Here is a 26,674-nt window from a genome sequence, read left to right as displayed (position 1 = left end):
AATAAACGAATTTTAGTTCGGCTATCATGTTTTATGTTTTAGATTGAGTTGTTTGAGTAGTATAGTAACTGAATAAAAATGGACTGTTGCTACCTCGCATTGAAAGACAATCGTAAGTGAATAGCGCAGGGTCGTGGGCATACAAATCAGATCGAGGTCAAAGACAAACCATGAGCGCACCGAAAAAGGCGAGCAATGCAACAAAGGTGACTGAGGAGAGAACACAGCAAATCAGCCGTGTTTCTATTGTCGTGCCATTTCTTAATGAAAAGGACTCCTTAGTTGAGCTTCATGATCGCATCCGGACAGCGATGTCGGGTGATGACCGTTCATGGGAGTTACTGTTTGTTGATGACGGGAGCAACGATGGAGGCTCTCAGGTTGCAAGCGAAATTGCACGAAGGGAACCAAACGTTGTGTTGATACGGTTCACCCGTAACTTTGGAAAGGCTGCGGCCCTTGCTGCCGGTATTTCGCGGGCGACTGGTGATGCAATTCTAACAATGGATGCCGACCTTCAAGACGACCCCGCTGAAATTCCACGGTTCCTTGAAGGTCTAGAAGCAGGTTACGATGTTGTTTCTGGCTGGAAGGCGACTCGCAACGATCCAATTGGCAAGACTTTGCCATCGCGTTTCTTCAACATGATGACCTCTCGTCTGTTTCACATTGATCTTCACGACATAAACTGCGGATTCAAAGGGTATTCTAGGCGCGCAGCCAAGCACCTGAACCTATATGGAGAGCTCCACCGTTTTACGCCTGCACTCTTGCATTCAAGCGGGTTCAGCGTCACTGAAATTCAGGTCCTCCACCATGCTCGCCAGCACGGTGAATCAAAATATGGTTTCAAGCGCATCGTGAAAGGCTTTCTTGACCTGGCGACTGTCAAACTTGTGACCCGGTACCAGTCACGACCGCTTCATTTCTTCGCGATGATCGGTCTGCCGCTCATGCTGCTCGGCGGGCTGATTATTGCATACCTTTCCGTGCTTTGGCTACTAGGGCTGGGCCCGATTGGTGATCGCCCGCTCTTGCTAATTGGCATTCTCTTTGTGGTGACCGGTACACAGGTCGTGAGCGTCGGACTCTTAGGGGAACTTTTTCAAGCGTCTAGCCTACGAGAGCTAGATAAATATGTAATTGATCGGATCGAGGGTGTCGAAGAAACACTATGATTATTATCCAACTATATGTGAAAATATTTCGAGGCCTTCGTGCGGTTTTGCGACCGCTAGGTGCTTTGAAATTGCTAGAGCGGCACAAGAGCCGACGAGCACGCTGGTTTCGTTCGCTGTTTGCAATTTATGATCTCGACGACTTAATTCACTTAGAGTTGCCGTGGTGGACCTTTGACGCGATTGAGGCCGTCGATGAAATCCTTGCTGCACGACCCGACGCACGTGTTCTTGAATGGGGAAGTGGGGCTAGCACGCTTTGGCTCGCCGCTCGGGCGAAACAAGTTACGTCAATTGAGCACGACTTGGATTGGGCACGCGAAGTCCAGTTGCGTCTCGACGCCTCGCCAAATGGGTCGAAAGTCGCATTACACCACGTCGGGTCACAAACGAAAGGGAACATTGGCTCGAATAAGCGTGGCTTTGACGGCCAATTTTTTGACGACTACGTAGCGGCGATCGGCGACGTATCCGGCGATTTTGATCTGATTGTTATTGACGGGCGTGCACGCGAAGCTTGCCTGACGGCGGCCATTTCGCGATTGGCACCAGGCGGAGTTATTCTGCTCGATGATTTCAAACGGAAGCGGTATCGCGATGCGGCGTCAGCGAGTGGTTTGTCAGTTGATGCCAAAGAAGGGCTAGCCGTCTGCCTGCCATTACCCGATTCAACGGCCCTACTTACCGTCGCCATCTGATTGGGCAACCTTCAGCGCCAAGTATAGGTTGTAGAGCATTAATAGGCCTGTAGCTGCCATAACGGCAAAAACTGAAAAAGATTCAGCGCGAATGCCTTCAACGGCAAGCAGTGCAGAAGCCGCGGCACGGATCGCAAAGAAGCGTGGTGAAACCGTTGGCCGGCCCATCTGCCGCGACTCGTAGGCCTGTAGCATCCATGACCCGAAGAAAAGCGCACCGCCTATCAGCCCTATGACTTCGTCGCCTAGATTTGCGGATAGAGTCGAGAGAATATCTTGCAAGGGACTTACTCCGCTGAGAATTGGGAATAACTATAAGCTGATCCTACGCAAAGCACCATGCGGCCTCTGGAAAAAGCCCGCAAGCAAGATGGCCAAAGGCAAATAAGAAACCCAAAAAGGCGTTCTCGCTCATCGCAAAGCCGCTCAATGTACAACCTATGTGTAGATCATGGACCCGAGTTAGAACGAAATGGGCGACCTATGGGTCACTTCACACCCACACAAACTTCGCAATTGAGCCTTAACCACATTTAGAGTGTCCGCAGGACCCACAGGTCATGCAGCCTTCGACCATACGCAAGTCATAGGCCCCGCAGGATGGACAGGATTTGCCGCGAGGGTTACCGTTGATGGCGACGACTTCGGCCTGAGGATCGCTTTTGAGCCCCATTCCCTCCCCCGCGAGGAAACCAATTGCGACCATGTGCTTTTCGATCACGCCGCCAATGGCTGCCAAGATCGATGGCACGTATTTGCCTTGCATCCATGCGCCGCCACGCGGGTCGAACACAGCCTTGAGCTCTTCAACCACAAATGACACATCGCCACCGCGCCGAAATACCGCGCTGATCATCCGAGTGAGCGCGACCGTCCACGCGAAATGCTCCATGTTCTTGGAATTGATGAATACCTCGAATGGGCGGCGATGCCCCGCGATCACCAGATCGTTAATGGTGATGTAAATCGCATGCTCGGATTCGGGCCACTTGATTTTATAGGTCGCACCTTCCAATTCATTCGGGCGATCCAGCGGTTCGGACATATAGATCACTTCGGATCCATCTTCGCTGTCGCGCATTTGATCGGGGCGTTCGGCGGGGGATATTTCTTCGGACACGGATAGAACCGACCCGGTCACATCGTTGGGCCGGTAGGTTGTGCAGCCTTTGCAGCCTTGGTCCCAAGCGGCCATATAAACCTCTTTAAACGCGTCAAAGCTGATGTCTTCGGGGCAGTTAATTGTCTTGGAGATTGAGCTGTCGATCCATTTTTGTGCGGCGGCCTGCATGCGGACGTGGTCCAGCGGGGCAAGGGTCTGCGCATTCACGAAATGATCGGGTAGCTGCGCATCGCCTTTGAGGTCGCGCCACATCTGTACGGCGTAATCCACGACCTCTTCTTCGGTACGCGACCCATCCTTTTGCAAAACTTTGCGGGTATATGCATAAGCGAACACAGGTTCGATCCCAGATGACACATTGCCCGCATAAAGGCTGATCGTACCCGTCGGCGCGATTGACGTCAAAAGTGCATTTCGTATGCCGTATTGACGGATGGCATCTTTTACATCCGCATCCATGTTCTTCATTGCGCCGCTCGCCAGATACTTATCGGCGTCAAACAATGGGAACGCACCCTTTTCCTTTGCCAAACCTACCGACGCCAGATAGGCGGCGCGCGCAATCGCTTGCATCCATTGGTCCGTCTGACGCGCCGCTTCCTCTGACCCATAGCGCAGACCAACCATCAACAAGGCATCCGCCAGCCCTGTCACCCCCAACCCAATTCGGCGCTTCGCAGCGGCCTCTTGCGCCTGGGCCTCAAGCGGAAATTTTGATGTATCAACCACGTTGTCCATCATCCGCACGGCCGTCGCGACCAGATCGGTCATCGCATCAATATCAAGCGCAGCAGCCGCACCGAATGGATCGCTCACCAATCGCGCCATATTGATCGACCCGAGCAAACAAGCCCCGTAGGGCGGCAGCGGTTGTTCGCCACATGGGTTCGTCGCCGCGATTGTTTCGCAATAGGATAGATTATTCATCTGGTTGATCCGGTCGATAAAAATCACACCGGGTTCGGCGTAATCATAGGTCGATTGCATAATCGCATCCCAGAGTTCGCGGGCCTGCACGGTCCGGTAGATCTTGCCGTCAAACACCAGATCCCAAGGTCCATCCGCCTTAACTGCCGTCATAAACGGATCAGTAATCAGCACCGACATATTGAACATACGCAAGCGGGCGGCATCTGATTTTGCGGTGATGAAATCTTCGACATCCGGGTGATCACAGCGCATCGTCGCCATCATCGCACCGCGTCGCGATCCCGCCGACATGATGGTGCGGCACATCGCATCCCAAACATCCATGAATGACAGCGGGCCCGATGCATCCGCAGCCACGCCTTGCACCGCTGCCCCTTTGGGGCGCACCGTGCTAAAGTCATACCCAATGCCCCCGCCTTGCTGCATTGTCAGCGCGGCCTCTTTGAGCATGTCAAAGATACCGCCCATATCATCTGGGATTGTGCCCATGACAAAACAGTTGAACAGGGTCACTGACCGCGCAGTGCCCGCGCCTGCTGTGATCCGTCCCGCAGGAAGGTATTTGAAATCGACCAAGGCGTCGTAGAATTTCGTCTCCCATACTGCGGGGTCTTTCTCCACCACAGCCAAAGCTTTTGCGATGCGCCGCCAGCTGTCTTCCACGGTTTGATCAATCGGAGTGCCGTCCGCCTCTTTGAACCGGTATTTCATGTCCCAAATTTGTTCAGCGATTGGTGCAGCAAAGGTGGTCATGGGATGATCCTTGGTTGATTCTGAACTGGGGGCGGGCTGGAAAAATAGCATAGGTCCAACAGTACCAAAAGCAAAGTCACAAACCTGCTTTCATCGCTGTCGCTACCGGCGTATAAAGGACAGCAACCACAACACCTAGGGGTTCGCGGTGAGTAGTTGTATAAATATAGTAAAGCTTTCGGTTGGCACCGATGATGTCGCCGGGTTGGACACATGGCAAAACACCCGCCACGCGCAAACCGCTGATGGCTATCCCCGCCATATCACCCGCATGTGGCCCAAACGCAGCGACGAAATCCTGAACGGTGGGTCTATTTATTGGGTGATCAAAGGGGTGATCCAATGCCGCCAACCCATTTTGCGCCTTGATGAGGTCATCAGTGAGGATGGCATAAGGCGCTGCGCGATTGTCAGCAAACCGGGGCTGATCCGTGTTGCGGCAACGCCACGCCGCGCGTTTCAAGGCTGGCGCTATTTGGCGGCTGAGGATGCGCCCGAAGACCTGACCGCAGAGCAGCAAGCAGAAACGGCGCTGCCGCCAGAGCTATCTAAAGCACTGGCTGACATCGGGGTGCGCTAAGCGCAACAACTCTATTCAATAACCCCAACTGTAGGAAATCCGCATTGTTCCGCGATCTTGCCATAAGATGCGGTGAACCCTGCCAATGATGCGCCATAGATGACCTCTCCACCGCGGGTAATCCACATCTGATCCGCATGCCGCATAGTCTGCAAAAGCCATAGGCTATCATCCGCATGCGCAGCGGCTTGGGCCTGCAGAATGCCGTCTTCGTCATAAAATGATTGTACAAAGCCTTCGGTCACGCCGTCCCGGTCAAATTCAAACTGCACCCGTTGCCCGTCTTGCATCATGGTCGTATAGCCACGCGGCGCGGATTCGTGCAAAATCGGGGCTGGATAGACGTAAGGCGGCAGCGCATCGCCGTTGGAGACAGCAATGCGTAGCGCTGGCAATCCATCCCCGCCTGTTGATGCGGTGCAAAATATGCGCAGGTCCTCGCCCGTATCAACGCGCTCGACCCGGACGGTCCACGCGCCGTAGTCCCAATATTGCGTATCCGCGAATGCCGACACCGGCAAGAAAACGAGCGCTGCGAAGAGACCTCTCATATTCCTAATACCATCTGCAGCGTCTTCAGCGTTTTGCGTTGCTCATCTGTCCAATCCATCCGGCGGCCACGGAACAGCGTCGCTTGCGAGGCATGAATCAGCCCATCGTCCAAAATCTTCAGCCCATTGGCGCGCAAGGTTTCCCCAGTTGAGGTAATATCTGCAATCGCTTCGGCGGTTTCATTCTTTACGGTGCCTTCGGTTGCGCCTTGGCTGTCGATCAGTTGATAATCGGCAACGCCCTGCTCGCGCAGGAATTCCCGCACGAGGCGGTGATATTTCGTCGCGATCCGCATCCGAAACCCATGCGCAGCACGAAAGGCAGCCGCCGCAGCATCAAGATCATCAAGCGTATCAACATCGACCCACGCCTGCGGCACCGCGATAATCAAATCCGCACCACCAAAGCCCATCAAGGCCAGCTCACCCACTTGGCTATCCCAATTGGCCAGCTTTTCGCGGACCAAATCAGAGCCCGTGACCCCAAGATGAATATTGCCCGCCGCCAATTCGCGTGGAATTTCACCCGCAGAGAGCAACACCAATTCGATGCCTTCAATCCCCGAGACTTCGCCCGCATATTCACGGTCCGACCCTGACTTTCGCAAGGTCACACCACGGCTGCCAAACCAGTCAAAGGTCTTTTCCATCAACCGCCCTTTTGACGGCACACCCAGCTTTAACATCATTTGAGTCCCAAAGCTAAATCAGGCCGGATCACCCCGCCCACCGCAGGCACAGCCCGCCCTTCACCCAAACGCGCGGTCAGCGCATCATAGCGCCCACCCGTTGCGACAGGTGGCAAATCAGGGCGCGCCGTTGCGTAGAAACCAAACACGAACCCATCGTAATATTCCAACGAACTGCGACCGTAGCTGCCTTCGAATTCCAAGTGATCAACATCAACACCGCGCGCATCCAATGCGCTGGCGCGCGCCTCCATCCGGGACACAGCATGCGAAATCGCGGGCATATCCACGGCGATATCGCGCAGATGGCTCAACACATTTGGGGTTGTCTCACGCAGATCCAAAATGGCGTCGATCAGCATGACCTCATCGGTTGAGATCGGCGGTTCTTGCGCATCAGCGCGTAGGGCCGCGATCCGCGCCTCGACCTCTGCGCGGCTTCGCATCCCAATAGCAGGTCCGGCGTCGGCAAATGGATCGGCCGCCGCCAACAAGGCAGTGCGCGTTGCAGGCACTTTGCCACCGGCGTAGCGTTTCAACAGCGATTTAAACCGGTGGGGCCGCCAAATATGGCGCAGCAATGCCGCCTTACGCGCGTCACTCGTCCGCAGTCCATGAACAGCCGCCGTGAGAATACCAATATCCCCCGTGGCCGCACGCACCGGCAGTCCCGCCAACGCATCCGCGATCACAGCAAAGACTTCGGCATCTGTCGCCGCAGGGTTTTTGCCGTCAAAAACCTCATAGCCCACTTGCATATATTCATTCGCACGGGTTTCGTCGTTTTCTTGCTTGCGAAACACCTTGCCCGCATAAGCATAGCGCGCAGGATCCGCATGGGTTTGCATATGCATTTGCACAACGGGCACAGTGAAATCAGGCCGCAACACCATTTCACCGCGCAGCGGATCAGAGGTCAGATAGGCACGCGCCCGAATGTCTTCGCCGTAAAGATCCAGCAAGGTTTCCGCCGATTGCAACACATCGGCTTCGATCATTTGCGCGCCTTGGGTGGCAAACAAATCACGCAGGCGATACGCCTCCGCGAGAATTTGAGGTGAATTTGGCATTAGCCCTGCCCATCCAGAATTTCGCGTAGCTTGGCAACCAGTTGATCACGCGGTACTTCGTATTGGCTGGGGCGATCTTTCCATTCTTCAAGCGTGGCGTTCTTCGCGATTTCCGCGCCCAAGATCAAATCTTTGACCTGCACCATACCCGCATCAAATTCATCACCGCCCGCGATCACCGCAGCAGGTGAATTGCGTTTGTCTGCGTATTTCAACTGGTTGCCGAAATTCTTGGGGTTACCCAGATAGACCTCTGCCCGGATACCAGCATTACGCAGCTCGGCGACCATGCCCTGATAATCCGCCATACGCGCACGATCCATCACGGTCACAACGACGGGACCATCCATCGTTTTATCAAGCCGCCCCTTGGCATGTAGCGCTGCCAACAAGCGGTCGACGCCAATGGATACACCCGTAGCGGGTACTTCTTGACCGGTGAAACGCTTCACCAGATCATCATAACGCCCACCACCTGCAACAGAGCCAAAGTTGCGCGGACGCCCCTTTTCATCGGTCACTTCGAACGTCAATTCAGCCTCAAACACAGGGCCGGTATAATAGCCAAGACCTCGCACGACAGAAGGGTCAATCTCAATCCGGTCTGCACTGTAGCCGCCCGCATCAAGCAATTCCGCCATCGTTTCCAGCTCAGCCACGCCATCAGCACCAACCTGCGACCCGGACACCAGTTCACGCAACCGCGCAACCGTTTCAGGCCCGTTGGCGCGCTTTGCATCCATAAAGCCCATGACGATCTGCGCTTGTTCATCACCAAGCCCGGCTCCTTTGGTGAAATCACCGCTGCCATCTTTGCGGCCTTCACCCAGCAACGCACGGACGCCGTCCACGCCAAGACGGTCAAGCTTATCAATCGCGCGCAGCACGATGCCGCGCTCAGCCTCTTTGTCGTCACCTAAAAGACCGGCGACATCCATCACGCCGTTCAGCACTTTGCGGTTATTGACGCGTACAACATAATCGCCGCGCGGAATGCCCACGACCTCTAGCGTATCTGACAGCATCGCGCAGATTTCGGCGTCGGCAGCCACGCTAGACGCGCCAACCGTATCCGCATCACATTGATAAAATTGACGGAACCGACCGGGGCCGGGTTTCTCATTGCGCCATACTGGACCCATCGCATAACGACGGTAAGGCGAAGGCAGATCATTGCGATATTGCGCTGCGACACGCGCCAAGGGCGCTGTCAAATCATAGCGCAACGCCAACCAATCCTTGTCCTCTTCCCAGGCGAACACGCCTTCGTTCGGTCTATCCACATCGGGTAAAAATTTACCCAAAGCCTCGACCGTTTCCACAGCCGATGTTTCCAGCGCGTCAAAACCATAGCGATGATAGACCCCGGCAATCTTGGTCAGCATCTCGGTGCGCTGCGCCACCTCTGCACCAAAATAGTCGCGAAAACCCTTTGGGGTCTGCGCCTTAGGACGGGGTTGTTTCTTGACTTTAGCCATTTCGGATTCTGCCTTCGCTGGTCATGAACGCCGTTTAACGCGCCACGGTCACAGGAGCAATGCAATCACCGAGATTCGCGCCATATCTTCTTTTTTCCACAAATACTCAAAGCGGGCCGCAGGCCCACCTATGCAGCATCGATACATTACGCTAGACGGGAATTATGACCGATATTCAGCACCTAGAAGAACAAATCGCGCATTTGACCCGCACCGTCGATGACCTGTCCGACATCGTCGCGCGGCAAGAAACGGCGCTTGCGCTTGCGACCCGGCGTCTTGCGATGTTGATGGAGCGCGAAGCATCGCGTGAATTGGACGGCGGCGGCACAGTCCCGCTCGCAGATCAACGCCCACCGCACTGGTAGGGTCAGCCGATTTTCACACCAGCACCTTAGCCTCGCTCGATTTGAGCGTCATACGCGCTGATGGGCCAAATCCGGCAGCATCGTGTTCAAGCTCTGGAAACAATGCAATTATCTCCGCGTGTTGTTCAGCCCCCATGCCATCGAGCCCAACTTGGCCGGGATGAAAGCTCTCGCAGGGGGCGCCGTTGGCGTAGACCACTTCATGTTGGTCGCATAGGATATGGTAATAAATGACCTCGCCTCCTTCGCGCCGTGTGATCGTGGTGTCATTGATCAGATGCTTCGCCGCAACAAGGACTTCGGGCTCTGCGAACTGCAATTCCGCCTGCCACCCCCGCACGAGCACGCGGTGCTGAGGCGATAAAACAAGCGGGGTTGAATTTCCCAAAACCTCCTTGGCGATATGGATCGGTGCAAATTTCCCAACCGCAGCCACACGGCGCGACCCGACCCAGCGGATAGGCTGCAACCCGTTGTCCATCGTTTGCACCAAATCCGATGGCCTCAGATCTTGAACCGGGACCTGTCCACGATCAGTTTCGATCAATGTATCATGGGCAAAGCAAACCACGTCGCCAGTGAAATCACTGATCCCAATGACAGCAGAGCTTACGCCGCTACTGTCACTACCTGAGGTGATGATTTGAATTGTCGCAACCGGAGAATCGAAGGTGACGGTCACCGAATCCGGCGCGGTCGGCCCATCAATATTTGTACTATTGTTGCCGTCAGCCTCGATCGTGGTCGCGTTAATCTGCGTGTGTACTGTTGGATCAAACGTAAACGTTGGGGTCAGAAGGTTCCCGTCAACGTCATAGGCCAAAATTTGAACCTGATCGTCCCAACCCGGCCCCTGGTCCAGATCGACAATCGCGAAGCTCAAGTTGTCGACCGCCGTCGAGAACGTCATGTTTACGCCAGACTCCTCGCCAGCGCCGACACCAACGCTAAAAATTGTGCCGCCAAAGTTCGTATAATAGCCGGGGTTGTTTGCACCTGACGAGCTAAAGCCAGTTGACGTAAACGTCGTGCTATTTGCACCATCATTGATCGTGGTCGTCCCATTCGGGCTAGAAAACGTTGTCCAATCAAATAGAAATGGCATGGGTAACCTCAAGTCGACGCAATGAATTAAGCAATATATTTACCTAACGGTTACCCACCCTATTCCCGAACCCCTAAACTTAGGTAAACTAGACAAAAGGATAGGGGCTATACGCGCCTCTGCGCTCAAACACAAAGGGCTTCATCATGGCAATTGTGACACTTCCTGCGCAAACGGCAGAACGGCTTACTGATCGTATCTCGGCGCTCGATCCAGACTTGGCGCATCGGTTGTTCGCGGCGTCAGACATTGTGATGGGCATCGCATTTACCGAACGGGACACAGCGGAATTCAAAGGCGAAACAGGTGTCGCAATGATCCTTGCTGTCAAAGATTTAGAAGGGCTGGCAAAGGCGATCCCCGAATTCGAAGATGATCGCCGCAACTACTGTATCATTCAAAACGCGCGCGCCACTGCGCGGCTTGATCCATTTTTCGAAATCTAAGCGTCCTCAACTTCGATCACGCCGTCTAGGCTGCGTAGCGCGCCCTTAATCTGCGGGTTCACTGGGAATTCATCGCCCAAGTCCAATTCGACCTCTCCGGGTAGATCCGGATGCATTAGGTTAAAATAAACAGGTCCGCGCCCAGCGCGCACCCTGTCTTTGGCCGCGTTGGCAAGGATATTCGCCACCGCATTAATTGCATCTGGCGTGTCAATAAACACGCGCAGCGCGGCCCCACCGGCATCGGCGACGACATTATCAATTGGCGCGACAGAGCGTCCCAACAATTTCAACTGGTCGCTTTCCATCGTGGCTTCGCAAGATAGAACCACCTGACTACCCGTTTCCAAATAGTCGCGCGCGGCTTCCAAAGTGTCAGAAAACAGCGTCACCTCATATTGCCCGGTTGGATCGGACAATTGCGCAAATGCAAAACGGTTGCCGCGTGCGGATTTGCGTTCTTGGCGCCCCGACACGGTGCCCGCCATTTTTACAACACAGGCCCCTCGTTCAGCCTTGGCGGTGACCTCATCAAAGGTCAGCACGCCTTTGCGCTTCAACGCGCCCATATAATCATCGAGCGGATGGCCCGACAGGTAGAACCCAATCGCCTTAAATTCTTCGGCCAGCCGTTCTGCCGGCAACCAATCGTCCCCGCCCGCAAGCCGTGGTTCAGGCAGATCGTCGCCTGCTTCGCCGAACAAGGATACTTGGTTTGATGATTTTTGATCGTGGATCGCGGCGGAATATCCTGATAGCGCATCAAGGCTCATCATCACGCGGCGGCGATTGCGATCAAGCACATCAAACGCGCCCGCCCGCGCCAGCATTTCCAACGGACGTTTACCAACCCGTTTCAAATCAACGCGGCGCGCGAAATCAAACAGGTTCACAAATTCCGCATCTGCGCGCCCATCAACGATCAGCTTCATCGCTTCGACGCCGACGTTTTTCAGCGCGCCCAGCGCGTAGACCAATTTGCCTTCATGCACATCAAAGGTCGCTTGTGATCGATTCACGCAAGGCGGGGTATACCCCAGCCCCAGACCCTTCTTAACCTCTTGGAAATAAACGCCCAATTTGTCGGTCAGATGAATATCGCAGTTCATCACGCCGGCCATAAATTCAACAGGGTGGTTCGCCTTTAGCCAAGCCGTCTGGTAGGAAACAACCGCATAGGCCGCTGCGTGCGATTTGTTGAACCCGTAGTTCGCGAATTTCTCAAGAAGGTCAAAAACCTCTGACGCCTTTTTCTTATCGACCCCGTTTTCCATCGCCCCTTTTTCGAATTTGGGGCGTTCCTTGGCCATTTCTTCGGCGATCTTTTTACCCATCGCACGGCGCAGCAAATCCGCACCGCCAAGGCTATAACCCGCCATGACCTGCGCGATTTGCATCACCTGTTCTTGGTAAACGATGATTCCTTGGGTTTCTGCCAACAGATGGTCAATTGACGGATGCACCGATGTGATTTCTTTCAGCCCATTCTTGACCTCGCAATAGGTCGGGATGTTCTCCATCGGGCCGGGGCGGTACAGCGCCACCAACGCAACAATATCTTCGATACAGGTGGGTTTCATGCGCTTAAGCGCATCCATCATGCCGCTGGATTCCACCTGAAACACGGCGACCGTTTTCGCGCTGGCATAAAGCTTATAAGAAGCCTCATCATCCAGCGGGATCGCCCCGATGTCATATTCAAACCCGGCGGGCGGCTGGTAAAGCTCTGCCCCATCGGCGGCCACATTCAACGGGCGCCCGGTCTTTTTGACCAGCTCAACCGCGTTTTGAATGACTGTCAGGGTTTTTAGACCAAGAAAGTCAAACTTCACCAACCCAGCCTGTTCCACCCATTTCATATTGAACTGGGTTGCAGGCATATCGGATCTAGGGTCTTGGTACAGTGGGACCAATTCATCTAACGGACGGTCGCCAATCACAACGCCCGCCGCGTGGGTGGAGGCATTGCGCAGCAAACCTTCGACCTGCTGGGCGTAGGTCAACAGCCGGTCCACGACTTCTTCGTTCTTGGCTTCTTCGCGCAGACGTGGTTCATCCGCGAGCGCCTTTTCGATGGACACGGGCTTTACGCCCTCGACCGGGATCATCTTCGACAGGCGGTCCACCTGCCCATACGACATTTGCAGCACCCGACCCACATCGCGCACGGCGGCCTTGGACAAAAGTGCACCAAAGGTGATGATTTGCCCGACCTTATCGCGGCCATATTTTTCTTGAACATAGCGGATCACCTCTTCGCGGCGGTCCATGCAAAAATCGATATCGAAATCGGGCATGGACACACGCTCGGGGTTCAAGAACCGTTCAAACAGCAGCGAATAGCGAAGCGGATCAAGATCGGTGATCAGCAAAGCATAAGCCACCAAAGACCCCGCACCAGACCCCCGGCCCGGCCCCACTGGAATCCCGTTATCCTTGGACCACTTGATAAAGTCCGCAACGATCAGAAAGTAGCCGGGGAACCCCATGCCCTCAATAATGCTCAGCTCAAATTCAAGCCGCTTTTCGTATTCCGCGACCTCAGCCGCATGGGGAATAATCGCAAGACGCGCCTTCAGCCCCTCTTCGGCCTGACGCCGTAATTCTGCGACCTCATCATCCGCAAATTTGGGCAAGATCGGATCGCGCTTGTAGGTTTTGAATGCACAGCGTTTCGCGATCTCAACCGTATTCTCAATCGCTTCGGGTAGGTCTGCAAACAGCGTCACCATTTCTTGCGGCGATTTGAAATAGTGCTGCGGGGTCAGGCGGCGGCGCGGCTCTTGCTGATCCACATAGGCCCCATCGGAAATACACAACAGGGCGTCATGTGCCTCAAACAAATCCGTTTTGGGGAAATACACATCGTTGGTCGCAACCAACGGCAGGTTCTTGGCATAGGCAATTTCAACATGCCCACGCTCTGACAAGCGCTCGGCCTCGGGCAATCCGCCATCAATCGGATGACGCTGGAGTTCAACATAAAGCCGGTCCGGATATGTCGCGGCCAAACGGTCCATCAAGATTTCAGCCTTGGGGCGCTGCCCTTGGCGAAGCAACCGCCCAACCGGCCCATCCGGCCCACCGGACAAGCAAATCAACCCGTCGTGATACTGCGCCAAATCCTCTAGCGTGACCTGCGGCAACTGCCCACCTGCATCCAAATATTCGCATGAATTCAGCTTCATCAGGTTCATGTACCCGGCCTCAGTCTGCGCAAGCAACACAATCGGCGCGGGGTCCTCGGGGCGTTTGCCGGGATCAGGCGTGGTATACTGTAGGTCAACCTGACAGCCGATAATCGGCTGGATGCCTGCTTTTGACGCGCCCTCAGAAAACTCCAGCGCGCAAAACATATTGTTGCGGTCCGTTACGGCAACAGCAGGCATATCCATCGCCGCAGCCATACCGGGCAGTTTTTTCACCGGAATAGCGCCCTCAAGCAGAGAATATTCCGTATGCACGCGCAGATGAATGAATCGAGGATCAGTTGTCATGCGCCCAAACTATCTGAAGGTTGGGCGGGTACAAGGTGGCATAGTCCGTCATGCGGACAAAGCTTCGGTTTCGGATAGACGTGCGATGGTCTGCTATCCCCCAAAACCGCCTCGTCAACTGTTTTATGAACTCAGCGCGGCCGCTTGAACTTCAAGCGTCTGATGAAGACGTTCTTGTTTCCCACCAATGGTGCATTGCCTCAAATGCAGACGTAAGCCTGATCGCATCGTCCGTGGCGCTGTATTCCACCCTTGGCGGCACTTCGGCATAAACCTTTCGTTGAACGAGACCGTCGCCTTCAAGAGCGCGCAGTTGTTTGGTTAGCATCGTCTGCGTTATCTCAGGGATTGCCTTTCGAAGCTCTCCGAACCGCTTTGTTCCATTAAAAATCAGGATCTGAAGGATCGACAACTTCCATTTGCCACCGATCATGGCAAACACAAGAGGTGCTGGACACAGGTCCTTCGCAGGCTCATCGTGCACATGAAACTCCAATACTCTCATTTTGATACCTTAGTATCAAGATGTTGCCTACTTTTCAAATCCGATGTTTTCCACGATTCTTATTAAGAACAGAGAAAATGGAGTGTACGATGGCTGAGTCGACAAACAACTATCAAGAGAAAATCCAAGTATCGGCATCCCAAGACGCCTGCTTCAAGGCTGTTGCGACACAGATGGAAAAATGGTGGACAGAAACTATCGAAGGCGGGTTGAAAGCCGTCGGAGACAAAGTGACCGCACGTTTCCCTCCTGATTATGGATATTGGACATTCGAAGCGTCGGTCATGAAGGGGAGCAGCCGCCTTGAGATGATTTGCGTAGATGCGCATCACAGAGTCGAAGGCCAGCCAAAGGAAATCGATCAGGAGTGGTTGGGAACAAAAATTATTTGGGAATTCGAAGTCATTGCAGGCAAGACAGAGATCACGATGACCCATGATGGATTGACGCCAACACTAAACTGTTGGGGGATTTGTCTGGACGGCTGGAACCATTTCCTCAAGACTAGTTTGAAGGCCTATCTGGATGGTGACGAACCGAGACCTCATTCCTATACATAGCCGACATTCGCTCGAGATGCAGCATCTGCAACTCTGGGCTCGTAGATGCCATTCGCTGCGTTGCGCTGCGTTGCAATGATAGCTAGCGCATCTTGTTTCAGTCTAGACTGGCACGCCAAAACCATCTGACTTTTTACAAAACCCGCCGACACGCCACCACATGCATTGACGCCCCCCGCGAAATGAAGCGGAGACGCGCATTCCTTTTACGGTTAAGCCCGCGACTGCCCGACAAAACGTTTAAGCGTTGTTTCGACATCGTTGAGGTAGCGTTTGGGCGCTTGGCCTAGGAACTTACTAAATGAGCGGGTAAAATGCGCTTGATCGGAAAATCCCGCCTCTGCGGCGATCCCGGCGAGGTCGCCACCGTTGTTCATCAACACTTGACTGAAAGCCCTGTTGATCTGGAGCGTCTTACAAAACGTCTTGGGCGATAATCCGACCAGTGTTTCGAACTGGGTACGAAACTGCCGTTCAGCCAAATCCAGATCGTCGACCAGTGCAGAAATGCGAATGTCACCGTCGGCAGCTTCCATTTGGGCGATTGCCGCGACCAGCCCGTTTGGCGTTTCCCACTTTGGTAATTCGGAAAACACATCGGCCAGCAACGCGAGGCGCGCCTTTGCGGAAATATCGCCGGCATCGCAAAGTGTCGTGAAGTGTCGTGCAAGCGCGGGGTTAAGCATTTGCGGATCGACCGCATTCTCGACCATTTTTTTTCCCGTTATGCCAAAAAGCTGAAAATGCCCAAGGGCCGTAAACTCAAGAAAAATCTGTCCAATATCGCGCTTCATTCTTGCTATGACGTCGCCCTGCTTAACCTGACCAGTAAGATGTAACGTACCGTCATTATCACTGCTAAACAGCGTCTTGCCGTTGACTTCGCCTTGCCAGATACCGCGCCACACCCAGCCAAAATAGTGATAGCCCGTTGCACGTACTGAAACCTCCATATCGACGCTCTGATTACTGTCCGCCACCAGAGCGCGACGCACATAAGGTCGAATAGATGTCGGCAATTCCATTGGGCGGTAGATGTCGGGATTTGGCGGCTTCGGCATGAAAAGTCCTTTGAAACCATTAAATTCTGGCCTGCCGAAATATTCAATACAAGTTTGGTCGTCACTTGTACGCGTTGGGTGTGGGCCGGTTGCGGGGTGTTGGCGCGTTTCCCAGTCTGTTTTCTCGTGGTCGCTAACACCCCTTCAGGATCACGGCCCCAAAATGCAAAGGAAATATATTTGCTTTACAAAACAAAGGATTAAATCAATGAAATTTACTCCACTGGTCGCGACAGCTGCTATTGTGGCTGGATGTGTTCAAACGCCGCCGTCGCCAAATTCCCCGGTCCCCGTCCCCAATCCAATTGTTCTCGCTGGCGAAGCGGAAGCGGGTGCAGAGGTTGCGAGTGAGCTTGCGAGCAAAGGTTTTGCCGTTGAAACTACGCTCAATGGCCGGAACGAGGGGATCCGCGCCTTTTGCACCAGCGAGGCGGACGCGATGGTCATCACCAATATTACGCCCGAAGAACACCAACGATGCCGTGACCTCAAAGCAGGCGCCGGATGGGGTTGGAGCGCGATGTCAGCACAAAGCGATGGCACGCTCTATATTCGTCGCAGCTTTGCGGACGCATTTTTAGCGGAAGGGTGGTAAAATGATCGCCTTAGCAAGGGACGTCTTCCAAAATCTTAGCCTGCGAAAACTGCGCTATGTATGCGGCGTAGCGGCCTCACTTGCGCTGAGCGCGTTTTCAACACCGTCGTTTGCAAACGTCGGATATTGCGGTTCGCATTCAGTAGACGACTTACTGATGTCTATCGCAGCGGCAAACGCAGTAGTTGAGCTCCGAGACGGCAAGATGATGGGGCGCGGCATCGCCGACGTGTTCGGAACAGGGACATTAGAGCGGGTTGACGACACCCTCGTGCTATATGTCGATTATGAGGGCGCGGACACCATCGGATTTACCTTGGAACGGCTCCCCCCGACAGAATACGAGTCCCCCGCCTGGACTGACTTTGGGACACGCTTAGATGATATGGGAATTGTCACCGGATGTGATGATCCCGAGGCGTTCCCACGCTATAGTGGTACGGGCTACTGGCGTAGCAGCGACGGCATTGTTGTCCCTGCCACGATAGAATTCTTCTTGTGGCTCTCACCGATTTACCCACACGAGCATCCCGCCTTCACAGGAATGGGAATTATGCGTAGTGAATGGTTGTCTGGGAAAATCTTTATGACCAACTACCTTTCGGCCTCCACTCCGACCGAATGATCAATACCCACAAAGGCTTCACCCTTATCGGATGCGCGCCTGATCCGAGCGCAATACCGGCCCAGGGTAACAGAACCCCGCCGATAACATGACCTGAGCATTGACGACCCCTGCCAGAATCGGAAATATGACGGTCCGATGACAGAGCAACTCAACTCATTCTTCGCGGCTATGTCCGATCCGACCCGTCGGGCGGTAATTGAACGGCTGGCCAATGGCCCCGCGAGTGTCAGCGAATTGCACGCCCCCCACGCCATGGCTTTGCCGACATTCATGCGCCATCTTGGCGTGCTTGAAAAAGCGGGGATCGTGCGGTCGATCAAAAAGGGGCGCGTGCGAAGTTGTCACCTCGCCTATGAACCCCTGATCGAGGCGCAGGGCTGGCTCGCATGGCAGCGCCACCTATGGGAACGTCGGCCTGAAGCCGCGCCACTTTAGCCCAGATCAGGCGACAGGATCGCTCAAAAATTGATCGTTTAGTTAAATATTTTGCAGCGCACTACATGTTTATCCTTGCCAAGACGCCATTGCATCGCTTTGATGGGCTGGGTTCCTAACGCGTCTACGCCGCATCGACGCATCGGGGTGCATTGCATATTTGGTAAGGCGGCAGGTTTACACTATGGATGTCACGTTTCTTCTGAACGGGGAAACCGTGCAGGTTGATGCGGCGCCGACGCAGACCCTGCTTGACTGGTTACGTGTGGAACGCGGGCTCAACGGTACCAAAGAAGGCTGTAACGAGGGCGACTGCGGCGCTTGTTCCGTTCTGGTGCGCGATGACAGCGGCGACAAAGCCCTGAACGCCTGCATTCTATTTATGCCACAACTGCATGGAAAATCCGTGCGTACCGTCGAAGGTATCAGCGGCCCTGACGGCCAATTACACCCGGTCCAAGATGCGATGATCAAACACCACGGATCACAATGTGGCTTTTGCACGCCGGGCTTCATCGCCTCTATGGCGGCGGGCCATGCCCAAGGCCGCACGGATCATGATGATGTGCTCGCGGGCAACCTGTGCCGATGCACCGGATACGCGCCAATTATTCGCGCGGCCAAAGCCGCCGAGGACCAGCCAGTCCCGACATGGCTGGATGATGCATTGCCGGACGTCAACCCGGCCACCTATGCCCCTCAATCCTTAAATGAACTCGCCACATGGTGCGCCGCCAACCCCGATGCGACCCTGATCGCCGGGGCGACCGACGTAGGGCTTTGGGTGACCAAACAACTGCGTGATCTGCCTGATGTGGCTTTCTTGAACCGCTGCGTGGAACTGCGGGCCGTCAACATTGACGAAGACATTCATATTGGCGCCGCCGCGACAATGACCGAGGTTCTGGCGCTCGCACGCGAGTACCACCCGCATTGGGCCGAGATGATCCGCCGCTACGGATCCGAACAGGTGCGCAATGCCGCGACAATCGGCGGCAATATCGCGAACGGGTCCCCCATCGGGGATAACCCGCCCGCGCTGATCGCGATGGGGGCGAGACTGCACCTGCGTCGCGGGGATGCGACCCGCGACATGGCCATCGAAGACTTCTTTATTGCCTATGGCAAACAAGACCGCGCTGCTGGCGAATTGGTGACAGGGGTCACCCTTCCCAAGTCCGCGCCAGACCTGCGCTGCTACAAAATTTCGAAACGCTTTGACCAGGATATCTCTGCGGTTTGCGGCTGTTTCAACATCACGGTCACCGATGGGTTGGTGACAGACGCGCGTATCGCCTTTGGTGGCATGGCAGGCACACCGCACCGCGCGTCCAATGTTGAAGCCGTGCTTATCGGGCAACCGTGGACACAGGCCACGATCGACACGGCGGCACCCGCATTTGCCACTGATTATACACCAATGTCCGATATGCGCGCCTCTGCCGCGTATCGTCTTGAGATCGCGCAAAACCTGTTGCGTCGCTATTTCGCGGACAGCAAAGGACAGGCCACCAACGTGCTGGAGGTGTCACCATGAGCGTCGCAAAACCGCTTCCACATGATGCCGCCCAGCTGCACGTGACTGGGACCGCCCGTTATATCGACGACATTCCAACGCCTGCAGGCGCGTTGCATCTGGCGTTTGGCACGTCAGAGATCGCGCGCGGCTGCTATACGATGACCCTTGATGCCGTGCGCGCAGCCCCCGGTGTTGTTGCTGTGCTGACCGCGGATGATCTGCCCTTTGCCAATGATGTTTCGCCCTCCATCCATGATGAACCGCTTTTGGCGACTGGTACGGTACATTATCTAGGGCAACCGCTGTTTTTGGTTGTTGCGGACAGCCATCTGAACGCCCGCAAAGCGGCGCGTTTGGGCAACGTTGACTACACCGAAGAAACGCCGATCCTGACAATAGAACAGGCGCTTGCCGCGAATAGTCGGTTCGAGGATGGTCCGGTTGTCTGGACCAAAGGCGATGTGGATGCGGCGATTGCGGATGCGCCCCACCAACTGCGTGGCACGCTGAATATGGGCGGGCAGGAACACTTTTACCTTGAGGGGCAAGCTGCCGTCGCGGTGCCACAAGAGGGTGGCGATATGTTGGTGCATTCATCGACCCAACACCCCACCGAAATCCAACATAAGGTTGCTGAGGCCATTGGTGTGCCGATGCATGGCGTCCGGGTCGAAGTGCGGCGCATGGGCGGCGGTTTTGGCGGCAAAGAAAGCCAAGGCAACGCGTTGGCGGTGTCCTGTGCTGTGGCGGCACGCGCGCTCGGGCGGGTTTGCAAAATGCGTTACGACCGCGACGACGATATGATGATCACCGGAAAACGGCATGATTTCCGGATCGATTATGTGGCGGGATATGATGACAATGGCAAGCTGACGGGCGTTGATTTTACGCAAATGACCCGCTGTGGCTGGGCGCTGGACCTATCGCTACCCGTTGCCGACCGCGCGATGCTGCATGCTGATAACGCCTACCACCTGCCCGCCGCGCGGATCACGTCGCACCGGCTCAAAACTAATACACAATCGGCCACCGCCTACCGTGGGTTTGGCGGACCGCAAGGTGTGTTTGGCATTGAACGGGTGATGGATCATATTGCCGATGATCTGGGGCTTGATCCGGTGGTGGTCCGACAACGCAACTATTACGCGCCCATGTGCGCAGAGGTGGATCAAGATCCACCCTACGTACAAACGACCCCTTTTCACATGCCCGTCACTGATTTCATTTTGCATGACATGACGGACCATTTGCTGGAAACCTCTGACTATGCCAATCGCCGCAGCGCAATCGCCGCGTGGAATGCCGCCAATCCGATCCTGAAAAAAGGGATCGCGATCAGCCCTGTAAAATTCGGAATCTCATTCACCCTGTCGCACCTGAACCAAGCGGGCGCGTTGGTGCACGTATATCAAGACGGCTCTGTGCATCTCAACCACGGCGGCACAGAAATGGGCCAAGGGCTGTTTCAAAAGGTGGCGCAAGTCGCCGCCAGCCGGTTCGGGATCGACGTCAGCGCCGTGAAAATCACCGCAACCGACACGGCCAAAGTACCCAATACATCCGCAACGGCGGCCTCTTCCGGGTCAGACCTAAACGGGATGGCCGTCGCCAATGCCTGCGACACGATCCGCGACCGGATCGCGGCTTGCTTGGCAGGTCTCAACGACACCACCCCGGATCAGGTGCAATTTGCAGATGGGCAAGTCACTGTCGCGGGGCAAACGTTCACCTTTGCGCAGGCCGCCGGGCTGGCCTATTTCAACCGGGTGAGCCTTTCGGCCACAGGGTTTTACAAAACACCGGGACTGAAATGGGACCGGGTCAAAGGCACGGGCAACCCGTTTTTCTATTTCGCCCAAGGTGCCGCAATCACCGAAGTCGTCATCGACACGCTGACCGGCGAAAACCGCATTCTGCGCACGGATATTTTGCATGACGCGGGTGCCTCGCTGAACCCTGCGCTTGATATTGGACAGGTCGAAGGCGGCTACGTCCAAGGCGCGGGCTGGCTGACCACCGAAGAGCTGATCTGGGATGACAAAGGCCGGCTGCGCACCCATGCGCCATCCACCTATAAAATCCCGGCCTGTTCAGACCGCCCCGATATTTTCAACGTGGCCTTGTGGGATGCACCAAACCCGGCGCAAACCATCTATCGGTCCAAAGCGGTGGGCGAGCCGCCGTTTATGCTCGGGATTTCGGCCTTCCTCGCGTTGGCAGATGCGGTCCGCGCTTGCGGACCAAACTACGGCGACCTGCAAGCCCCCGCCACCGCCGAAGAAATCTTGCGCGCCGTGGGGCGCACCCGCGCATGACCCATTGCATCACTATCACCATCACCAAGACCGCCGGGTCAACCCCGCGCGATGCAGGCACGCAAATGATGGTTTGGGAGGACCGTACCGAAGGGACAATCGGCGGCGGACGGCTTGAATTTGATGCAATCGCGCAGGCGCGCGCCATGTTGAAAAACGGTACCGCACAGCAACAACAAACGATCCCGCTAGGGCCGCGTCTTGGGCAATGTTGCGGCGGGTCCGTTTCGCTATTGTGGGAACAGGCCGATGCGATGACCGCACAGCAAACCCGGCCTTTGTGGATCTACGGCGCGGGCCACGTTGGGCGCGCAATCGTCAATGTCATGGCACCGCTTCCCGATTTCACAATCAAATGGGTGGATACCGCTGCCGACCGTTTCCCGCAGACGGAAACGACGACATTGATCGCCGCAAACCCCGCCGCTGCGGTTAAACACGCACCTGCAAATGCAGAGCATCTGATCCTGACCTATAGCCACGACATGGACCTTGCGCTGTGCCACGCGATTCTATCGCACGATTTCAACAGCGTCGGACTGATCGGGTCAGCAACAAAATGGGTGCGTTTCCAGTCCCGGCTCACGGCATTAGGGCATAGCCCTGCGCATGTCGCACGCATCGCGTGTCCAATCGGCGATCCATCACTTGGCAAACACCCCGCCGCCCTTGCGCTTGGCGTGGCAACCGCGATGATCAGCAACCAGACCCACCGGACCAAGGACCGTATCGCATGACCCAGCCCCTGCTTGCCCTGTCCGGGCTGACCAAAGCCTACCCTGGCGTCGTCGCAAATAAGGACGTATCTTTCGATATCATGCCCGGCGAAGTCCACGCGTTGTTAGGCGAAAATGGCGCGGGAAAATCCACCTTGGTCAAAACGATCTACGGGTTGGTGAAACCCGATAGCGGCACGATGATGCTGAACGGGACGCCCTTTACACCCGCCGAACCGCGTGCCGCGCGCGCATCCGGCGTCGCGATGGTGTTCCAGCATTTTTCGCTGTTTGACGCGATGAATGTCGCTGAAAATATCGCACTTGGCATGGAAAACCCGCCGCCCCAACGCGAAATCGCGGCACAGGTGCGCGCGGTCTCTGATCAATATGGGTTGCCGCTCGATCCGACGCGCATTGTGGGCGAACTATCTGCGGGTGAACGCCAGCGTGTTGAGATTATCCGCTGCCTTCTCCAAGACCCCAAACTGCTGATCATGGATGAGCCGACATCGGTGCTGACCCCGCAAGAGGTCGAAATTCTCTTCAAAACCCTGCGCAAACTCAGCGCTGAAGGCACGGCGATCCTTTATATTTCGCATAAGCTCGAGGAAATTCGCGCCCTTTGTGAAAATGCGACCGTGTTGCGCTTGGGCGAAGTCGTCGGCACCTGTGATCCGCGCGCGACCAGTGCGCGCGACATGGCCGAGCTAATGGTCGGCACCGCGCTGCATGTGCCCGAGCGCGCCGCGCGACCCGCCGGCGAGACCGTGCTTGCCCTGAATGGCCTTTCCGCCAAAGCCCCACACCAATTTGGCACCGCGCTGCGCGACATCACGATTGATGTCCAAAAAGGCGAGGTTCTGGGCATCGGCGGCGTCGCGGGCAATGGCCAAGACGAATTGGTCGCAGCCCTGTCTGGTGAGATACGCACAGCGACCGGGATGGTCCGCTTTGAGGGTGAAAGCATCAGCCATCTTGGCCCCAACCAGCGCCGCGAAATCGGCCTGTTGACGGCTCCCGAGGAACGCATGGGCCATGCCGCCGCCCCCGATATGTCACTGATCGAGAACGCCGTGCTCACCGCGACGACCCGCAAAGAGCTATCCAACAAAGGGTTCTTGAACTGGCGCAAAGCCCGCAGCTTTGCCGAGGATGTGATCACCACATTCGACGTGCGCACACCGGGTGCCAATAACGCCGCGCGGTCGCTATCCGGCGGGAACCTGCAAAAATTCGTGATTGGCCGCGAGATCATGCAAGACCCCGCTGTCTTAGTCGTGAACCAGCCGACATGGGGCGTTGATGCCTCTGCCGCCGCCGCGATCCGTCAAGCGCTGCTTGATTTGGCTGCCAAAGGCACCGCAGTGATTTGTATTTCCCAAGATTTGGACGAGCTGATGGAGATTTCAGACCGCTTTGCCGCGTTGAACGAGGGCCGCCTTTCAGACCCACGCCCAGCGCAGGGTCTGACCGTCGAAGAAATTGGCCTCATGCTTGGTGGTGCGCATGATATGGAGGTGTCCCATGTTGATGCTTGAAAAACGCCCCCAACCTTCCAAAGCATGGACATTGGCCGCGCCACTATTGGCCGTGGTCTTGACGATGATTTGCGGCGGGCTTTTGTTTGCGGCTCTGGGCAAGGCCCCGATTGAGACAATCCGCACGATTTTCTTTGACCCGCTGTTTTCTGAATTCGCATGGTTCTACCGCCCGCAACTGCTGATCAAAGGTGCGCCGCTTGCGCTCATTGCGATTGGGCTGTCGTTCGGGTTTCGCGCTGGCATCTGGAATATCGGGGCCGAGGGCCAGTATATCGTCGGTGCCATCTGCGGCGCGGCTGTCGGGCTCGCCTTCTATCCAACGGAATCGTTCCTTATCTTTCCGTTGATGGTCATTGCAGGGGTGCTGGGCGGCACGTTGTGGGCGCTGATCCCGGGGATATTGAAGGTCAAATTCGACACCAATGAAATTCTTGTATCCTTAATGCTGGTCTACGTGGCCGAACAATTGCTGGCGTCCATGGCGCTTGGCGCGTTGCGCAATCCAGACGGTATGGGTTTCCCCGGATCACGTAACCTTGCCAAATACGATAGCGCAAGCAGTTGGATTTCCGAAAATGCAGGCATGCACTGGGGTGTGGTCGCGGCGATGATCGCGGTGATCTTTGCCTATGTCACCCTTTCACGCCACCAGTTTGGGTTTAACGTGCGCCTTGCCGGGCAAAGCCCGCGTGCCGCCCGTTTCGCTGGCGTGAACCCGAAACTTCTGGTGCTGGTGTGCATGGGAATTTCAGGCGGGCTCGCCGGGGCCGCTGGGCTGTTCGAAGTCGCAGGCCCCGCAGGCCAGATCAGCATTGATTTCAACGTGGGCTACGGGTTCACCGCTATCATCGTCGCCTTCCTCGGTCGGCTCCATCCTATCGGCATTCTACTGGCTGCAGGCCTCATGGCACTTACTTACATCGGCGGCGAAATCGCGCAGTCCAACCTCGGCCTACCCGGTGCCGCGATCCAATTGATGCAAGGGATGCTGCTGTTCTTCTTGCTGATGGTGGATGTGCTTACAAATTACCGCCTGCGGTTTGGCAAAGGGGCGACAATATGATCGGGACTCAATTTACTAACCTAGTTAGCAGTGTGGTCGCCGCCATGAGCTTTTTGACTGAGCTGATGACAGGTTTCGCTTTAGCCATGATTGCACTAGTTCTATTTACTGATTTCGCATTCATCGCATGGGGATTCATTGCTGTGCAATTGCTGTGGTTACTTCTGGAATATGGGATTGGGTTGCACAGGAAATCCGCCGCTTCAGAACCTGGCGCAGTTTCGCATGATACGAATGAACTTCGTGCGAAGCGTCATGTTGGCGCTCTTGGTTTGCTAATTAGCTTTATCGTTTCTTTTGTTTTGGTCGGTCAATTGCTGGAGATTATTTAATGGACCTCTCAGCAATCAACCCCGTCCTTCTGCTCGCCTCGCTTATGGTGGCGGCGACCCCGATCATTCTGGCTGCCGTCGGCGAATTGATCGTGGAACGCGCGGGGGTTTTGAACCTTGGCGTTGAAGGCATGATGATCACCGGCGCGGTCTGCGGATTTATCGTCGCGGTGAATACCGGGTCGCCCTTGCTAGGGTTTATAGGTGCGGCAATCGGCGGCGCGATGCTGTCATTGTTATTCGGGTTCCTGACACAGTTTTTGCTGGCGAACCAAGTCGCCACCGGGCTTGCGCTGACCCTATTCGGGTTAGGCCTATCGGCGCTAATGGGGCAAAACTATATCGGGATCAAAGCACCCGAGTTCCCAGATTGGCATATTCCATTGCTCGGCGACATTCCGGTGATCGGACCAATCGTGTTTCAGCATGATCCGATGGTCTATGTCGGGCTGGCGATTGTCGTCGCCGTTTGGGCGTTCCTGAAATACAGCCGCGCGGGGCTGATCCTGCGCGCGGTCGGTGAAAACCACGAAGCCGCCCATGCGCTCGGCTATCATGTTGTACGGGTGCGGATGCTGGCGATTATGTTCGGCGGGGCCTGTGCGGGGCTTGGCGGGGCGTACCTAAGCCTCGTGCGTGTACCACAATGGACCGAAGGTATGACCGCAGGTGCGGGCTGGATCGCGCTGGCGATTGTGGTCTTTGCAAGCTGGAAGCCCATGCGGCTTTTGCTGGGCGCCTATTTATTTGGCGGCGTGACTGTTCTACAGCTAAACCTACAAGCAGCGGGAATGGCGATCCCGGTCGAATATCTTTCCATGTCGCCCTATCTGGCAACCATCGCCGTTCTGGTTATTATGCGGGCTGGACGTGCGCCAGGTTCACTGGGCCAATCTTTTCACGCCTCACGTTGAGGCACACCACCAAGGGGATAT

At 55.6% G+C, this 26,674-nt stretch carries 26 protein-coding genes; 16 read left to right on the top strand and 10 right to left on the bottom strand.

Going from position 1 to position 26,674, the window contains the following annotated elements:
* Positions 1–170 precede the first annotated feature (170 nt).
* Positions 171–1,178, top strand: coding sequence for a glycosyltransferase family 2 protein (locus Yoon_RS13805; RefSeq protein WP_238112931.1), 1,008 nt, complete (start codon positions 171–173; stop codon positions 1,176–1,178).
* Between the two features lie 65 nt (positions 1,179–1,243).
* Complete coding sequence (locus Yoon_RS13800; protein WP_238112929.1) at positions 1,244–1,876, top strand: class I SAM-dependent methyltransferase; 633 nt, start codon at positions 1,244–1,246, stop codon at positions 1,874–1,876.
* Here the strand turns inward: Yoon_RS13800 and Yoon_RS13795 are convergent.
* Both Yoon_RS13795 and Yoon_RS13790 read right to left on the bottom strand, forming a co-directional pair.
* Complete coding sequence (locus Yoon_RS13795) at positions 1,856–2,158, bottom strand: hypothetical protein (RefSeq protein WP_238112928.1); 303 nt, start codon at positions 2,156–2,158, stop codon at positions 1,856–1,858. The two genes, Yoon_RS13800 and Yoon_RS13795, sit on opposite strands and share 21 nt — an antisense overlap.
* 241 nt (positions 2,159–2,399) lie before the next feature.
* A complete protein-coding gene (locus tag Yoon_RS13790) occupies positions 2,400–4,682 on the bottom strand; it encodes an adenosylcobalamin-dependent ribonucleoside-diphosphate reductase (protein WP_238112927.1) in 2,283 nt (760 codons plus the stop codon).
* A 148-nt stretch (positions 4,683–4,830) separates the two neighbouring features.
* Here Yoon_RS13790 and Yoon_RS13785 point away from each other — a divergent pair, with 148 nt between their 5' ends.
* Positions 4,831–5,262, top strand: coding sequence for a DUF1489 domain-containing protein (locus Yoon_RS13785; RefSeq protein ID WP_238112926.1), 432 nt, complete (start codon positions 4,831–4,833; stop codon positions 5,260–5,262).
* An 11-nt stretch (positions 5,263–5,273) separates the two neighbouring features.
* Here the strand turns inward: Yoon_RS13785 and Yoon_RS13780 are convergent, their stop codons facing one another.
* Genes Yoon_RS13780 through hisS form a run of 4 tightly spaced genes read right to left on the bottom strand, consistent with a single transcriptional unit; the run spans position 5,274 to position 9,050 of the window.
* Positions 5,274–5,813 carry a hypothetical protein gene (locus tag Yoon_RS13780; protein ID WP_238112925.1) on the bottom strand — a complete coding sequence of 180 codons (540 nt, stop codon included), beginning with the start codon at positions 5,811–5,813 and terminating at the stop codon, positions 5,274–5,276.
* The gene (gene hisG / locus Yoon_RS13775) at positions 5,810–6,502 is read right to left on the bottom strand and encodes an ATP phosphoribosyltransferase (protein ID WP_238112924.1); all 693 of its coding nucleotides are present in this window, start codon (positions 6,500–6,502) and stop codon (positions 5,810–5,812) included. Before hisG ends, Yoon_RS13780 begins: the two co-directional genes overlap by 4 nt.
* A complete protein-coding gene (locus Yoon_RS13770; RefSeq protein WP_238112923.1) occupies positions 6,499–7,572 on the bottom strand; it encodes an ATP phosphoribosyltransferase regulatory subunit in 1,074 nt (357 codons plus the stop codon). Before Yoon_RS13770 ends, hisG begins: the two co-directional genes overlap by 4 nt.
* Complete coding sequence (hisS, locus tag Yoon_RS13765; protein WP_238112921.1) at positions 7,572–9,050, bottom strand: histidine--tRNA ligase; 1,479 nt, start codon at positions 9,048–9,050, stop codon at positions 7,572–7,574. The genes Yoon_RS13770 and hisS overlap by 1 nt, the downstream gene beginning before the upstream one ends.
* Positions 9,051–9,214: 164 nt before the next feature.
* Between hisS and Yoon_RS13760 the strand changes: the two genes are divergently transcribed.
* Positions 9,215–9,418 (top strand): SlyX family protein, encoded by a 204-nt coding sequence (locus tag Yoon_RS13760; RefSeq protein WP_238112919.1) that lies wholly within the window; start codon positions 9,215–9,217, stop codon positions 9,416–9,418.
* Positions 9,419–9,431: 13 nt separating this feature from the next.
* Here the strand turns inward: Yoon_RS13760 and Yoon_RS13755 are convergent, their stop codons facing one another.
* Positions 9,432–10,523, bottom strand: coding sequence for a Hint domain-containing protein (locus tag Yoon_RS13755; RefSeq protein ID WP_238112917.1), 1,092 nt, complete (start codon positions 10,521–10,523; stop codon positions 9,432–9,434).
* A gap of 146 nt (positions 10,524–10,669) precedes the next feature.
* Between Yoon_RS13755 and Yoon_RS13750 the strand changes: the two genes are divergently transcribed.
* Complete coding sequence (locus Yoon_RS13750) at positions 10,670–10,969, top strand: hypothetical protein (protein WP_238112915.1); 300 nt, start codon at positions 10,670–10,672, stop codon at positions 10,967–10,969.
* On the opposite strand, the gene dnaE is transcribed toward Yoon_RS13750, so the two are convergent.
* Both dnaE and Yoon_RS13740 read right to left on the bottom strand, forming a co-directional pair.
* Positions 10,966–14,466 carry a DNA polymerase III subunit alpha gene (dnaE, locus tag Yoon_RS13745; protein WP_238112913.1) on the bottom strand — a complete coding sequence of 1,167 codons (3,501 nt, stop codon included), beginning with the start codon at positions 14,464–14,466 and terminating at the stop codon, positions 10,966–10,968. The genes Yoon_RS13750 and dnaE overlap by 4 nt on opposite strands.
* Positions 14,467–14,617: 151 nt before the next feature.
* A complete protein-coding gene (locus Yoon_RS13740; protein ID WP_304957302.1) occupies positions 14,618–14,971 on the bottom strand; it encodes a helix-turn-helix domain-containing protein in 354 nt (117 codons plus the stop codon).
* Positions 14,972–15,060: 89 nt separating this feature from the next.
* Here Yoon_RS13740 and Yoon_RS13735 point away from each other — a divergent pair, with 89 nt between their 5' ends.
* Positions 15,061–15,531, top strand: a complete 471-nt coding sequence (locus Yoon_RS13735; RefSeq protein WP_238112912.1) for an SRPBCC domain-containing protein — start codon at positions 15,061–15,063, stop codon at positions 15,529–15,531.
* Between the two features lie 212 nt (positions 15,532–15,743).
* Here the strand turns inward: Yoon_RS13735 and Yoon_RS13730 are convergent, their stop codons facing one another.
* A complete protein-coding gene (locus tag Yoon_RS13730; protein WP_238112911.1) occupies positions 15,744–16,592 on the bottom strand; it encodes an AraC family transcriptional regulator in 849 nt (282 codons plus the stop codon).
* A 208-nt stretch (positions 16,593–16,800) separates the two neighbouring features.
* Here Yoon_RS13730 and Yoon_RS13725 point away from each other — a divergent pair, with 208 nt between their 5' ends.
* The 10 genes from Yoon_RS13725 to Yoon_RS13680 all read left to right on the top strand — a co-directional run bounded on the left by Yoon_RS13725 (position 16,801) and on the right by Yoon_RS13680 (position 26,653).
* Entirely contained in the window at positions 16,801–17,187 is a 387-nt protein-coding gene (locus tag Yoon_RS13725) for a hypothetical protein (protein WP_238112910.1), read from the top strand.
* A gap of 1 nt (position 17,188) precedes the next feature.
* A complete protein-coding gene (locus tag Yoon_RS13720) occupies positions 17,189–17,812 on the top strand; it encodes a hypothetical protein (protein ID WP_238112909.1) in 624 nt (207 codons plus the stop codon).
* Between the two features lie 138 nt (positions 17,813–17,950).
* On the top strand, positions 17,951–18,250 hold the full coding sequence (locus Yoon_RS13715; protein WP_238112908.1) for a helix-turn-helix transcriptional regulator: 300 nt from the start codon (positions 17,951–17,953) through the stop codon (positions 18,248–18,250).
* A gap of 184 nt (positions 18,251–18,434) precedes the next feature.
* The gene (locus Yoon_RS13710; protein WP_238112907.1) at positions 18,435–19,787 is read left to right on the top strand and encodes a xanthine dehydrogenase small subunit; all 1,353 of its coding nucleotides are present in this window, start codon (positions 18,435–18,437) and stop codon (positions 19,785–19,787) included.
* On the top strand, positions 19,784–22,084 hold the full coding sequence (gene xdhB / locus Yoon_RS13705; RefSeq protein WP_238112906.1) for a xanthine dehydrogenase molybdopterin binding subunit: 2,301 nt from the start codon (positions 19,784–19,786) through the stop codon (positions 22,082–22,084). Before Yoon_RS13710 ends, xdhB begins: the two co-directional genes overlap by 4 nt.
* Positions 22,081–22,821, top strand: coding sequence for a xanthine dehydrogenase accessory protein XdhC (gene xdhC / locus Yoon_RS13700; RefSeq protein WP_238112905.1), 741 nt, complete (start codon positions 22,081–22,083; stop codon positions 22,819–22,821). The genes xdhB and xdhC overlap by 4 nt, the downstream gene beginning before the upstream one ends.
* Entirely contained in the window at positions 22,818–24,341 is a 1,524-nt protein-coding gene (locus tag Yoon_RS13695; RefSeq protein WP_238112903.1) for an ABC transporter ATP-binding protein, read from the top strand. The genes xdhC and Yoon_RS13695 overlap by 4 nt, the downstream gene beginning before the upstream one ends.
* The gene (locus Yoon_RS13690; RefSeq protein ID WP_238112902.1) at positions 24,328–25,407 is read left to right on the top strand and encodes an ABC transporter permease; all 1,080 of its coding nucleotides are present in this window, start codon (positions 24,328–24,330) and stop codon (positions 25,405–25,407) included. The genes Yoon_RS13695 and Yoon_RS13690 overlap by 14 nt, the downstream gene beginning before the upstream one ends.
* A complete protein-coding gene (locus Yoon_RS13685) occupies positions 25,404–25,739 on the top strand; it encodes a hypothetical protein (RefSeq protein ID WP_238112900.1) in 336 nt (111 codons plus the stop codon). Before Yoon_RS13690 ends, Yoon_RS13685 begins: the two co-directional genes overlap by 4 nt.
* On the top strand, positions 25,739–26,653 hold the full coding sequence (locus Yoon_RS13680; RefSeq protein WP_238112898.1) for an ABC transporter permease: 915 nt from the start codon (positions 25,739–25,741) through the stop codon (positions 26,651–26,653). Before Yoon_RS13685 ends, Yoon_RS13680 begins: the two co-directional genes overlap by 1 nt.
* The last annotated feature ends 21 nt before the right edge of the window (positions 26,654–26,674 follow it).

Origin of the sequence: Yoonia sp. I 8.24 (assembly GCF_022096995.1) — a bacterium.
In the GTDB taxonomy this organism is placed as follows: Bacteria; Pseudomonadota; Alphaproteobacteria; order Rhodobacterales; family Rhodobacteraceae; genus Yoonia.
This window is presented reverse-complemented; position numbering and strand designations above follow the sequence as displayed.

Excerpts from the sequence above, each read along its gene's own strand:
- Yoon_RS13805 (WP_238112931.1), top strand. The coding sequence starts at position 171 with ATGAGCGCACCGAAAAAGGCGAGCAATGCAACAAAGGTGACTGAGGAG.
- Yoon_RS13790 (WP_238112927.1), bottom strand. The coding sequence starts at position 4,682 with ATGACCACCTTTGCTGCACCAATCGCTGAACAAATTTGGGACATGAAA.
- Yoon_RS13780 (WP_238112925.1), bottom strand. The coding sequence starts at position 5,813 with ATGAGAGGTCTCTTCGCAGCGCTCGTTTTCTTGCCGGTGTCGGCATTC.
- hisG (WP_238112924.1), bottom strand. The coding sequence starts at position 6,502 with ATGATGTTAAAGCTGGGTGTGCCGTCAAAAGGGCGGTTGATGGAAAAG.
- Yoon_RS13770 (WP_238112923.1), bottom strand. The coding sequence starts at position 7,572 with ATGCCAAATTCACCTCAAATTCTCGCGGAGGCGTATCGCCTGCGTGAT.
- hisS (WP_238112921.1), bottom strand. The coding sequence starts at position 9,050 with ATGGCTAAAGTCAAGAAACAACCCCGTCCTAAGGCGCAGACCCCAAAG.
- Yoon_RS13760 (WP_238112919.1), top strand. The coding sequence starts at position 9,215 with ATGACCGATATTCAGCACCTAGAAGAACAAATCGCGCATTTGACCCGC.
- Yoon_RS13755 (WP_238112917.1), bottom strand. The coding sequence starts at position 10,523 with ATGCCATTTCTATTTGATTGGACAACGTTTTCTAGCCCGAATGGGACG.
- Yoon_RS13750 (WP_238112915.1), top strand. The coding sequence starts at position 10,670 with ATGGCAATTGTGACACTTCCTGCGCAAACGGCAGAACGGCTTACTGAT.
- dnaE (WP_238112913.1), bottom strand. The coding sequence starts at position 14,466 with ATGACAACTGATCCTCGATTCATTCATCTGCGCGTGCATACGGAATAT.
- Yoon_RS13740 (WP_304957302.1), bottom strand. The coding sequence starts at position 14,971 with ATGAGAGTATTGGAGTTTCATGTGCACGATGAGCCTGCGAAGGACCTG.
- Yoon_RS13735 (WP_238112912.1), top strand. The coding sequence starts at position 15,061 with ATGGCTGAGTCGACAAACAACTATCAAGAGAAAATCCAAGTATCGGCA.
- Yoon_RS13730 (WP_238112911.1), bottom strand. The coding sequence starts at position 16,592 with ATGCCGAAGCCGCCAAATCCCGACATCTACCGCCCAATGGAATTGCCG.
- Yoon_RS13725 (WP_238112910.1), top strand. The coding sequence starts at position 16,801 with ATGAAATTTACTCCACTGGTCGCGACAGCTGCTATTGTGGCTGGATGT.
- Yoon_RS13720 (WP_238112909.1), top strand. The coding sequence starts at position 17,189 with ATGATCGCCTTAGCAAGGGACGTCTTCCAAAATCTTAGCCTGCGAAAA.
- Yoon_RS13715 (WP_238112908.1), top strand. The coding sequence starts at position 17,951 with ATGACAGAGCAACTCAACTCATTCTTCGCGGCTATGTCCGATCCGACC.
- Yoon_RS13710 (WP_238112907.1), top strand. The coding sequence starts at position 18,435 with ATGGATGTCACGTTTCTTCTGAACGGGGAAACCGTGCAGGTTGATGCG.
- xdhB (WP_238112906.1), top strand. The coding sequence starts at position 19,784 with ATGAGCGTCGCAAAACCGCTTCCACATGATGCCGCCCAGCTGCACGTG.
- xdhC (WP_238112905.1), top strand. The coding sequence starts at position 22,081 with ATGACCCATTGCATCACTATCACCATCACCAAGACCGCCGGGTCAACC.
- Yoon_RS13695 (WP_238112903.1), top strand. The coding sequence starts at position 22,818 with ATGACCCAGCCCCTGCTTGCCCTGTCCGGGCTGACCAAAGCCTACCCT.
- Yoon_RS13690 (WP_238112902.1), top strand. The coding sequence starts at position 24,328 with ATGTTGATGCTTGAAAAACGCCCCCAACCTTCCAAAGCATGGACATTG.
- Yoon_RS13685 (WP_238112900.1), top strand. The coding sequence starts at position 25,404 with ATGATCGGGACTCAATTTACTAACCTAGTTAGCAGTGTGGTCGCCGCC.
- Yoon_RS13680 (WP_238112898.1), top strand. The coding sequence starts at position 25,739 with ATGGACCTCTCAGCAATCAACCCCGTCCTTCTGCTCGCCTCGCTTATG.